We start from the raw sequence: 9,890 nt of genomic DNA on the forward strand, positions 1-9,890 counted from the left end.
CCCAGGTTGAGGAAAGTGAGCGGTTATAAACACCTGCCGGAACTGCGTGAGATCATGAAACGGGCTCTGGCGGGGAAGATAATGGTGAAAGCGGCGTGACGGTCATGCCGGGAGTTTCAACTAAAAAAGGGATTGACTCTTCAGAATCAGGCCGAATGATTATGGAAAGTGAAGTGCTTCTGTATAAAGTTAGCAATGCGCTGAATATACGGTTGCGATTCTTTGGGGACACTCCATTGTATGGAGAGGGGCCCTCTGATTTGCGGGTAAGCGCTTTGCTAAGCGTTAACCTGCTTGATCAAAGTTTTACGGGCGGAGGCAGTGGGGAGAAGAAATAGAGATAATCCCCCCCTCACCCCACCTCTTTTAACGGGGCTCCGGTGAAGATCGCGTCCATGAACTCTTTTGGATCGAATGGGCGGAGGTCGTTGATCCCTTCGCCCACGCCGATCAATTTCACCGGCACTTTCAGAGTTTCCATAATATTTATTACCACCCCGCCCTTGGCGGTGCCGTCAAGCTTGGTCAGCGCGATGCCGGTCAATCCTATCGCTTCGTGGAACATCTTCGCCTGGTTCACCGCGTTCTGCCCCGTCGTCGCGTCCAGCACCAACAATGTCTCGTGAGGGGCGCCGGGCATCTCCCGCCCGATGATGCGCCGCACCTTCTTAAGCTCTTCCATAAGGTTGGCCTTGTTGTGGAGCCTGCCTGCCGTGTCCACTATCAAAACGTCCCGCGCGCGGGCCTGGGCGGCCTTGATGGCGTCGAACACCACCGCCGAGGGGTCCGCCCCGGGCTGGTGGCGCACCAAATCGGCCTCCGAGCGTTTCGCCCAGGTCTCAAGCTGGTCTATGGCGGCGGCGCGGAATGTGTCCGCCGCGGCGAGGATAACGCTCTTCCCTTCAGAGGAAAATTGCGCGGTCAACTTTCCAATAGTGGTGGTCTTGCCCGAACCGTTCACCCCGATAACAAGGATAACTCTCGGTTTATCAAGCGATTCCGAACCAAGGTCTTTTATGTCCTGGTTGATGATGGCGATAAGCTCCCGTTTGATATAGTCCACCACCTCGCCGGTGTTCTTCAGCAGGTTCTTTTTCACGTCCTTTCGCAGGTCCGCCATGATCCGGTTTGTGATTTCCACCCCCACATCGGCGGAGAGAAGCACCTCCTCCAGCCCGTCCATGAACTCTTCGTCAAGCTTGGCGTGGGCGCCGATGAGCCGTTCAAATCCCTGCCCCAGGGTCTTGCGGGTTTTGGCCAGACCGTCAAATAACCGGCCAAAAATGCCACGCTGGGCGGAAGTGTCAATTTTCCCGTCATCTTGGAGGGGCTCGGGGGGGGTGGGAACAACGGTTTCAGCCGCTTCGGGAGCAACCTCTTCAACAACCGCATTTTGATCAATTTCTGGCGTTTTTTGCTGTTTTTTGCGCCCAAACAGGCTAAAAATCATCTTTTTTCCTTAATTTTGGCCATTATAACATGGCGTCTTTTCCGGTTCCGCCCCGTTTGCCCAATCATATCGCAACGGGAACGTATCGTGCAACACATGTTGTCAAGGCGTTTTGACAGTTGGCACGGTCATTGCTCAACTAAAAAGGCAAGCCGGCAAGCGCCGGATTTTTGACGTATCGTGTTTACGGCAAGGTAATAAAAATGGGCGACATTTTCAGGATCAGGGAGTTCGGATACCTCCAAAAGGGGATGGACATGCTCTCCACGCGCCAGAACGCCACCGCCGCGAACATCGCCAACGCCGAAACTCCCGGCTATAAGGCCGTCAACGTAAACTTTGAGAACAACCTTGCGGCGGCCATGGGCAAGGGTTTTACGATGACCGAGACCAACCCTCGGCACATGCCCACCGCCGGCAAGGGGATTTACGGCGTGAAGCCCGAAATGAACCAGACCATCGAAGGGGGCAGGATGGACGGCAACACGGTGAACGTGGACCATGAGGTGAACGACATGCTGGCCACGAGGATCGGATATCAGACGATGATAACCGCGTTCAACAAGAAGAGCGGCGAAATCATCACCGCCATTGAAAGCGGCAAATAGAAAACAGGAGACGGACAATGGACTTTTTGAGCGCCATGAAAATAGGTTCCTCCGGCATGTCCCTTCAGCGGACGAGGATGAACGTGATATCCAGCAACCTGGCCAATATAAACACCACCCGCACCCCCGAAGGGGGGCCGTACCGCAAGAAGTCCGTGGTGGCGGAGGCCTCGCCCGTTTCCGGCGAAGGATTCGGCGGAGCGCTGGACAACGCCATACAAGGGGTGAAAGTGGTGGACGTGAAAGACGACAAGAGCGAGCCGAGGATGGTGTACGACCCGTCCCACCCGGACGCGGACGAGAACGGCTATGTGGCCATGCCAAACGTGAACGTGATGGAAGAGATGGTGGACATGATAAACGCTTCCCGGTCATACGAGGCCAACGCGGCGGCTGTGAGCGCGGCGAAAAGCATGGCGCAGAAGGCGCTCGAGATCGGGCAGAGATAACAGATTTAAATAACGGACAAATAGGAATCGGAGGTCTTCATGCGTGAGTTATTGACAAAGGTCTGGACCCAGATGCTGGAAGTGAACAAGTCGCTTTCCGGTACCAAGAAAGCGGCCATAGCCTTTGTGGCGCTGGTGGCGCTGGGGGGGATAATGGGCGTGGCCTATTATTCCGGCAAGCCTGACTACCAGGTGCTGTTCTCCAGTCTTTCACAGGAAGACGCCGGCGCCATAACGCAGAAACTTTCGGCCGACCGCATCCCATACCAGCTTATGGCGGACGGGTCGGCGATCCTTGTCCCGGCGGAGAGGGTCCATGAGCTTCGATTGAGCCTTGCCACCCAGGGATTGCCCGCTGGAGGGGGCGTGGGATTCGAGATATTCGACAAGTCCACGTTCGGGATGACCGATTTCGTCCAGAAGCTAAATTTCAAGCGCGCCATGCAAGGCGAACTTTCCCGCACAATCGGCCAGATGAAGGAAGTGCGCTCTTCCCGGGTGCACATCGCCATACCGGAAAAGAAGCTTTTCGGCAAGGAAGACACCGGCCCCACCGCTTCGGTTGTGCTGCAGCTTGCCCGGCGCGGGGCGCTGAACAAAGATCAGGTGATGGGCATCGTGCATCTGGTGGCCTCCAGCGTGGAAGGGATGAAGCCGGAGAACGTGACCGTGGTGGACACGGAAGGAAGGCTCCTTTCCGGCGGCGAACCTTCGGACGAGGCGGCCAGGCTCTCCTCCACCCAGAATGAATACAGGAACAACATGGAGCGCGACATCGAAAAGAACATCACCAGCATGATCGAAAACGTGGTGGGCTCCGGCAAGGTGGTCACCCGGGTCACCGCGGACATGGACTTTACGAAAATAGAGCGGACGGAAAAGAAATTCGACCCCAACAGCCAGGTGGCCCGCAGCGAGCAGCGCTCCGAAAGCAAGGCCACCGGCGCCCAGTCGCCCGGCGGAGTGCCCGGCATCCAGAGCAACATCCCCGGCGGTGAGGTGGCCACGATGACGGCCGCCGCTCCGGCGCAGAATTCCCAGAGCCAGGAGACGGTGAATTACGAGATAAACGAGGTGGTGTCGCACATCCAGGAGCAGGTGGGCGGGGTGAAAAAGCTTTCCATAGCGGTTATCGTTGACGGCAAATACGCGGCCAAGGAAGGGGCTCCGGCCGGGGCCGAGAAGGAATTCCAGCCGCGCACCGCCGAGGAGCTAAACCAGCTTTCCGAGCTTATAAAGACCGCGGCCGGGGTGAACGTGGGCCGGGGCGACCAGGTGACGGTGCAGTCCGCTCCATTCGACACGTCCAAATTTGACACCGATATCACCGACGCCAAGGCCGAGACGGATAGACAGTTCTATATGGAAGTCGTAAAATATGTTGGGATAGGGGCGCTGGTACTGGCGCTGTTCATATTGATCTTGCGTCCGGCGCTCGGCTGGATAACCTCCACAAGCAGGGAACTTGAGGATTTGCGGGCATTCCCCCAGACGGTCCAGCAGATGGAAGCCAGGCTCGGGGTGAAGACCGGAGGAGGGCTTGAAGAGGAAGTGGACTACCGCGAGAAAGTCAAGCGGCTGATGCAGGAAAACCCCAAGGCGGCGGCGGAGATGCTGCGCGAATGGCTCAAGTCCAGGCGTTAGGACCGGTGAAAGAATAAGGGAGACAAGGCAATGGCTGGAGACAAGAAATCACTATCGGGCCCTGAGAAGGCCGCGGCCCTGCTGATAGCCGTTGGGGACGAGATCGCCTCCAAGGTGCTGTCGGAGATGGAGGAGTCGGAGATACACAAGATATCCACCTACATGAGCGGCATGACCTCCGTGTCCAACGAGCTTGTGGGCAACATCATGGAGGAGTTCGTGGACATCTCCGAGTCCGGCAAGGGGGGATATGTCACCGGAGGCCGGGACTACCTTAAAAAGCTGCTGGAAAGCACGCTCGACCCGAAGAAGGTGACCGAGATCATGGAAAGGATCTCCACCGGGGACGAGGAGAACATGGGAGGCGGCCTGGAGGCTGTGCGCCATCTGGACGCCAAGACCATCGCCTCTTTCATGAAAAGCGAGCACCCGCAGACCTGCGCCATAATCCTGGCCCACCTGGATCCATCCCACGCGGCGGCGGTGATAAAGGAACTGCCCGAAAGGTTCCAGCCGGAGGTTGCCTTCCGCATCGCCACCCTCGAACGCATACCCCCGGGGGTGATAAAAGAGCTGGACGAAGCGCTGGCCCACGAGTTCCGCTCCACCGGCACGATGGAAGGGAGCCAGATCGGCGGGGTGGACGCGGTGGCGGAGATAATAAACAGCATGGACCACGCCACGGAGGTGAACGTCCTCTCCGAGATAGAGGCCATAAACCCCGAACTGGCGGAAAACATCCGGCAGCTGATGTTCGTGTTCGAGGACCTTATAAAGATAGACGACCGCGGAATGCAGGCCATCCTCAAGGAAGTGGACCAGGGGGAGCTTCTTCTGGCGCTCAAGACGGCGTCGGAAAAGATGAAGGACAAGGTGTTCGCCAACATGTCCGAGCGCGCGGCGCTGATGATGAAAGAGGACCTGGACACTATGCCCCCCGTTCGCCTGTCGGACGTGGAGAAGGCCCAGCAGTCCATACTGCGGGTGGTAAAGCGCCTGGAGGAGGAAGGAAAGATAGTCCTGGCGGGCGGAGGAGAAGAGCTTGTCTAAGATATTCAAAAAAGACGAAGACCTCTCGCACGTGCGGGAGTTCAAGCTGGCCGAATTTTCCAGGGTGGCGGCCCCCGCCTCTCCTGCCGCCCCCGCAAAGGGCAAAGGAGAGTTCGTGCGGGACTTCGAAAGCCAGCGCGGCTCGTCTGAATTCATCCCGGGCGGTTTTGATTTCGACTATCAGGGGGGTTTGCGCCGCGACGAAATCCTGCGCAGGTCCATGGACGAGGCGGAGGAGATCATCCGCAACGCCAACTCCAACGCCGACGGGATCAGGAGCGCCGCCCGCGAGGATGGCTACCAGAAAGGACATGCGGACGGATACACCGCCGGCCTCACCGAGGCCAAGCCTGTGATGGACTCTTTCGTGAACCTGGTCCGCGAGCTGACGGAGGCGCGGGGGAAATTCTACGCCGGCGCCGAGGAGGAGATGATCCACCTGACCATCAATATAGCCAGGACTGTGATCGGCGCGGAAATTACCAAAGACCCGTCGCTTGTGCAAAAGGTGATCCTCAAGGCTGTGCAAAGGCTCCAATCGCGCGAAGAGATGATAATCCGTGTGAATCCGAAGGATTTGGCGGAGGCTGAAAAGTCGCTGCCGGAGCTTCGCCGAGAGGTGGAGGACATCGAAAAAGTGTCGTTCAAGGGAGACGCTCTTATCACCCGTGGCGGATGCATGGTGGAAACCAACATAGGCTCCATAGACGCGCGGCTTGAAACACAGCTGGAAGCGGTGCGCGAATCTTTCCTCGGCGCCCTCGAAGAGAGCAGGATGAAAGAGCAGATGGGCGGAGGGGCGAATGCTGAAGGTTGATTTCGGCAAATACGGCCAGGCGCTCGATGAGAGCAGGCCGATAAAGGTGTCCGGCAAGGTGGCCCGGGTTGTGGGCCTTGTGGTGGAAGGGATCGGGCCGGACCTTTCCATCGGCGGGGTGTGCGAGATATTCCCCAAGGACCAGTCCACCCCCATCACAGCGGAAGTGGTCGGCTTCACCGGCAACAGGATATTGATGATGCCGCTAGGGGAGCTTCGGGGGATATCCCCCGGCTGCCACATCGCGGTGCGGGCGGAGGCCGCCTCCATAAAGGTGGACCACACCCTGTTGGGGCGCGTGGTGGACGGCCTCGGAAAACCGATAGACGGCAAAGGCCCTATCCTTTGCAAGGAAGAACGTTCCATATACAGCGAGCCGATAAATCCCCTCACCCGCCGCCGCATCACCCAGCCTTTGGACCTTGGCATCAGGACCATAAACGGGCTTATGACGGTGGGCATGGGGCAGCGCATGGGGATAATGGCGGGAACCGGCGTGGGAAAGTCCGTTCTGCTTGGCATGATGGCAAAGTACACCACCGCCGACGTGAACGTGATCGCGCTTATCGGCGAACGCGGGCGTGAACTGCGGGAATTCATTGAGAACAACCTGGGAGACGAGGGGATGAAACGGTCTGTTGTGGTGGTGGCCACATCGGACAACGCCCCGCTTGTGCGGATGCGCGCGGCCCACGTGGCCACCTCCATCGCCGAATATTTCCGCGACAGGGGCAAGAACGTGCTTTTGATGATGGACTCGCTGACCCGCTTTTCCATGGCCCAGCGCGAGATCGGCCTTTCCATCGGCGAACCCCCCGCAACGAAGGGATACACCCCGTCGGTGTACGCCGCCCTCCCCCGCCTGCTCGAACGGGCCGGGAACACCGACGGCCCAGGGTCCATCACCGGGCTTTACACGGTGCTAATCGAAGGGGACGACATCTCCGAACCGATATCCGACGCTTCGCGCGCCATACTCGACGGGCACATAGTCCTGTCGCGCAGGCTCGCCTCGCTGGGGCATTACCCGGCCATAGACGTGCTCAATTCAATAAGCCGCGTGATGGTGGACGTGGCGGGCAAGGACCACAAGGAGCTTGCCATAAAGTTCAAGGAACTTTACGCCACATATAAAGAAGCCGAGGACCTTATAAACATCGGGGCGTACGTGGCCGGGTCCAACAAGCGGATAGACGAGTCCATCGCCAGGATAGACGCGATGAACGCCTTTTTAAAGCAGCGGGTGGAGGAATCGTCCCGGCTGGCGCAGACCATCGACGCTATGAAGAAAGTTTTGGGATGAATGGCGGCATAAATGTTCAGATACAGGCTGGAGGCGCTTTTAAGGTACCGCAAGACGCTCGAAGACGACCGCAAACGCGCCTTCGCCGAGGCGAACAGGCATTATCAGGCGGAGATCAGCGAGATGAGGCGGCTTGAGCAAGAACGGCGGGACGTTATGGAAATGACGGAAAAGAAAATGTCCATCGGCGTGGACAGGAACACCATGGAGCTTTACGACATGTACATGGCCGGGGCCGCGGTGAACATAGCCGATGCGGCCAAACGCGTTGAAGGCGCCGGGCAGATCGCGGAAATGGAGCGCGAAAAGCTGGTGGAAGCGATGAAAAAGCGCCGCATAATGGAACATCACAGGGAAACGCTCAAGGAACGCCACAACGCCGAGGAAGACAGGAAAGAACGGCTCTTCGCCGACGAGGTGGCGCTCCTCCGGTTTAGCAGGAAGGAAGCGAACTGACATGGCGAACGGCGGACTGAAACGGAAAACGCTGATAATCCTTGCGGGGCTTTTGGGGGTGAAGCTTGCGATGCTGGCCGCCTCCGGGCTTGGGATCGGGGCCACATCCGCCGCGCCGGCGTTTGCCCAGGAAGCGGGAGCGAAAAAGGAAACGGAATCCAGGCCCGCCACCACCAGTGAAGAAGTCCCCGGCCAGAAAGGGGCGCCTCTGAAGACCGGCGAGACATTGAAGGACGCCGCCAAGGAAAAAGAGGCCAAACAGCCGGCCAGCCTGGACCTTGAGATAATCCAGGAAGTGGAAAAACGCCAGAAGGCCATGGACAAGAAGGAAGAAGAGCTGAAGCAGAAAGAAGACCGGCTAAACGCCCTTCAGACCGATCTGGACAAGCAGATATCCGAGCTTAAGGCCGCGCAGGCGAAGATAGAAGATTTGATAAAGCAGCGCGGAGACCTGGAGGACGAGGCGGTGAAAAAGCTGGCCAAGACATATTCCTCCATGCCGCCGGAGAACGCCGCCGCCCTTATCCAGCAGTTGGACAGCGGCATCGCCATCCGGATACTTTCGAACATGAAAGAGCGCAACGCGGCGCGCATCCTCGCCGTGATCCCGAAGGACAAGGCCACGAAACTGTCCGAGGGGATGGTGATGAAGAAGTAGAAACGCCTCCCCTGCTATGCCTTTAGCGCTCCTTTCAGCGTCAGCCCGGCCGAGGCAAGAAAACAGAGCGCCCCGAGCAGGACAACCGGGGCGAAAGCCATCGAACCGCCCGTCATGCCGCGCAACGTCAACCCCAGCGGCATCAGGAACGCGCCCACCGCAAGATACGACAACCATCTTTTAAGCGGATCCGAAAGCGCCAGCCTGTCCACAAGGCCGCCCACTATCATGTTGTAAAGCGCGAACGGCATTCCGTGGGAATGACCGGCCTTGAGCAACGTCCGCGCGTATGAAGGGGCGTAAAATCCTTTTTCGAAAAGCGGATCGAGCGAAAACGCCAGGGCGAAGCCGCCTATCGCGGCGATGAATATCACGGTACATCCGGCGATGATATTAAGCCTGCCGTATTGCATGGAGCCTCCGGGGTTTGTTGGATTGGATGTATGAGAATACCGCGCTTTTGGCGCAATGTACATATCCCGGTCAAGAGCCGGTCTTACGCCTGGCGATCCCGCGCGGAAAAGCCATGCAAAGTCCCCATTGAAAAACCGGAACGGAATAAATAAACTGAAAGTGACGGGGCAATCCGCCAAAAATGTTTCAATAAAGGAAGTATTTTCATCATGCCAGTTGAGTTGACGGGAAAGACGCAGCCCGGGTTTAACACCAACTCCACCACGGAGCGGGTGTACCAGTCCATGAAGGTGTCGCGGGCCACTGAACTGGCGAAAAGTTCAGGGCCGGTGGGGGGCGCTTCCATGCCCGGCTCCGGCGCGGTGATAGTAAAACAGGGGGTGCGCGGCATCCTCAACCAGATGAACGTGGGGGACGTGGGCTCTGCTGTGGACAGCGTGGTCAACGCGGTGAACAAGGCCGGCCAGCAATTGCGCGAAGACACCCGCCAGCAGGCGAAAAAGACCGAACAGGCCACCTCCGAGATCGGCTCCAAGGTCAAAACGCAACTGTCATCAACCGGCGGCAAGGTGGAGCTGAACGCGTAAACGCGCGCCGCCGCTCAGTTCAGCGAAAATCCGTAGAAAGCGGGTTCACTCCTTCTCGGCCCCATTTTCAGCGCTTCGGCCACTCCGGACAATACGGAGCGTTCCGTCTCCAGCCTTTCCAGGGCGGAGCCCATCTCCAGCAATTCGACCTTGAGCGCATGGTCCACCTTGAGCGCGTCAGCGATTACGTATGACAAGGCGATGATCCCTGATTCGTCCACCGGCGGCGATTTGGGGATGAACGGCTCTCCCGCCTCGTATCCTTTGGCGGCGGCCCGCCATATCGCAAGCGTCTCCTCCGCCTTGCGCGGGGCAATTATTAACCGTCTCATAATAGTATTGACATAAGTGGATATATGCGTTACGCTGTAGTCCATGAAGAATACAGATGGGCGCGGGCTTGATAGTAAGACATTGACGCAGTTGCGCAAGCGGGCTGTGGCCTGTGTGCAGA

At 58.1% G+C, this 9,890-nt stretch carries 12 protein-coding genes; 9 read left to right on the plus strand and 3 right to left on the minus strand.

Going from position 1 to position 9,890, the window contains the following annotated elements:
• Positions 1–352: 352 nt before the first annotated feature.
• On the minus strand, positions 353–1,450 hold the full coding sequence (ftsY, locus tag HZB29_09315; protein ID MBI5815793.1) for a signal recognition particle-docking protein FtsY: 1,098 nt from the start codon (positions 1,448–1,450) through the stop codon (positions 353–355).
• A 203-nt stretch (positions 1,451–1,653) separates the two neighbouring features.
• Between ftsY and flgB the strand changes: the two genes are divergently transcribed.
• From flgB to HZB29_09355, 8 genes are read left to right on the plus strand one after another with little or no spacing between them, the layout of a single operon-like run.
• Positions 1,654–2,058 (plus strand): flagellar basal body rod protein FlgB, encoded by a 405-nt coding sequence (gene flgB / locus HZB29_09320; GenBank protein ID MBI5815794.1) that lies wholly within the window; start codon positions 1,654–1,656, stop codon positions 2,056–2,058.
• 17 nt (positions 2,059–2,075) lie between these two features.
• Positions 2,076–2,507 (plus strand): flagellar basal body rod protein FlgC, encoded by a 432-nt coding sequence (gene flgC, locus HZB29_09325; GenBank protein MBI5815795.1) that lies wholly within the window; start codon positions 2,076–2,078, stop codon positions 2,505–2,507.
• A gap of 39 nt (positions 2,508–2,546) precedes the next feature.
• Positions 2,547–4,151 carry a flagellar M-ring protein FliF gene (gene fliF / locus HZB29_09330; GenBank protein ID MBI5815796.1) on the plus strand — a complete coding sequence of 535 codons (1,605 nt, stop codon included), beginning with the start codon at positions 2,547–2,549 and terminating at the stop codon, positions 4,149–4,151.
• Between the two features lie 30 nt (positions 4,152–4,181).
• Positions 4,182–5,201 (plus strand): flagellar motor switch protein FliG, encoded by a 1,020-nt coding sequence (gene fliG, locus HZB29_09335; protein ID MBI5815797.1) that lies wholly within the window; start codon positions 4,182–4,184, stop codon positions 5,199–5,201.
• Complete coding sequence (locus tag HZB29_09340) at positions 5,194–6,018, plus strand: hypothetical protein (protein ID MBI5815798.1); 825 nt, start codon at positions 5,194–5,196, stop codon at positions 6,016–6,018. Before fliG ends, HZB29_09340 begins: the two co-directional genes overlap by 8 nt.
• Entirely contained in the window at positions 6,005–7,321 is a 1,317-nt protein-coding gene (locus HZB29_09345) for a FliI/YscN family ATPase (GenBank protein MBI5815799.1), read from the plus strand. Before HZB29_09340 ends, HZB29_09345 begins: the two co-directional genes overlap by 14 nt.
• A 12-nt stretch (positions 7,322–7,333) precedes the next feature.
• Positions 7,334–7,777 (plus strand): flagellar export protein FliJ, encoded by a 444-nt coding sequence (gene fliJ / locus HZB29_09350; GenBank protein MBI5815800.1) that lies wholly within the window; start codon positions 7,334–7,336, stop codon positions 7,775–7,777.
• A 1-nt stretch (position 7,778) separates the two neighbouring features.
• Complete coding sequence (locus HZB29_09355) at positions 7,779–8,435, plus strand: hypothetical protein (protein ID MBI5815801.1); 657 nt, start codon at positions 7,779–7,781, stop codon at positions 8,433–8,435.
• Between the two features lie 14 nt (positions 8,436–8,449).
• Here HZB29_09355 and HZB29_09360 read toward each other — a convergent pair whose 3' ends face one another.
• Positions 8,450–8,848 carry a hypothetical protein gene (locus tag HZB29_09360; GenBank protein ID MBI5815802.1) on the minus strand — a complete coding sequence of 133 codons (399 nt, stop codon included), beginning with the start codon at positions 8,846–8,848 and terminating at the stop codon, positions 8,450–8,452.
• Between the two features lie 210 nt (positions 8,849–9,058).
• Between HZB29_09360 and HZB29_09365 the strand changes: the two genes are divergently transcribed.
• Positions 9,059–9,436, plus strand: coding sequence for a hypothetical protein (locus tag HZB29_09365; protein ID MBI5815803.1), 378 nt, complete (start codon positions 9,059–9,061; stop codon positions 9,434–9,436).
• Positions 9,437–9,450: 14 nt separating this feature from the next.
• On the opposite strand, the gene HZB29_09370 is transcribed toward HZB29_09365, so the two are convergent.
• Positions 9,451–9,768, minus strand: coding sequence for a hypothetical protein (locus HZB29_09370; GenBank protein MBI5815804.1), 318 nt, complete (start codon positions 9,766–9,768; stop codon positions 9,451–9,453).
• Positions 9,769–9,890: the final 122 nt, after the last annotated feature.

It is taken from the genome of Nitrospinota bacterium, from assembly GCA_016235255.1.
Taxonomy (GTDB): domain Bacteria; phylum Nitrospinota_A; class UBA7883; order UBA7883; family JACRLM01; genus JACRLM01.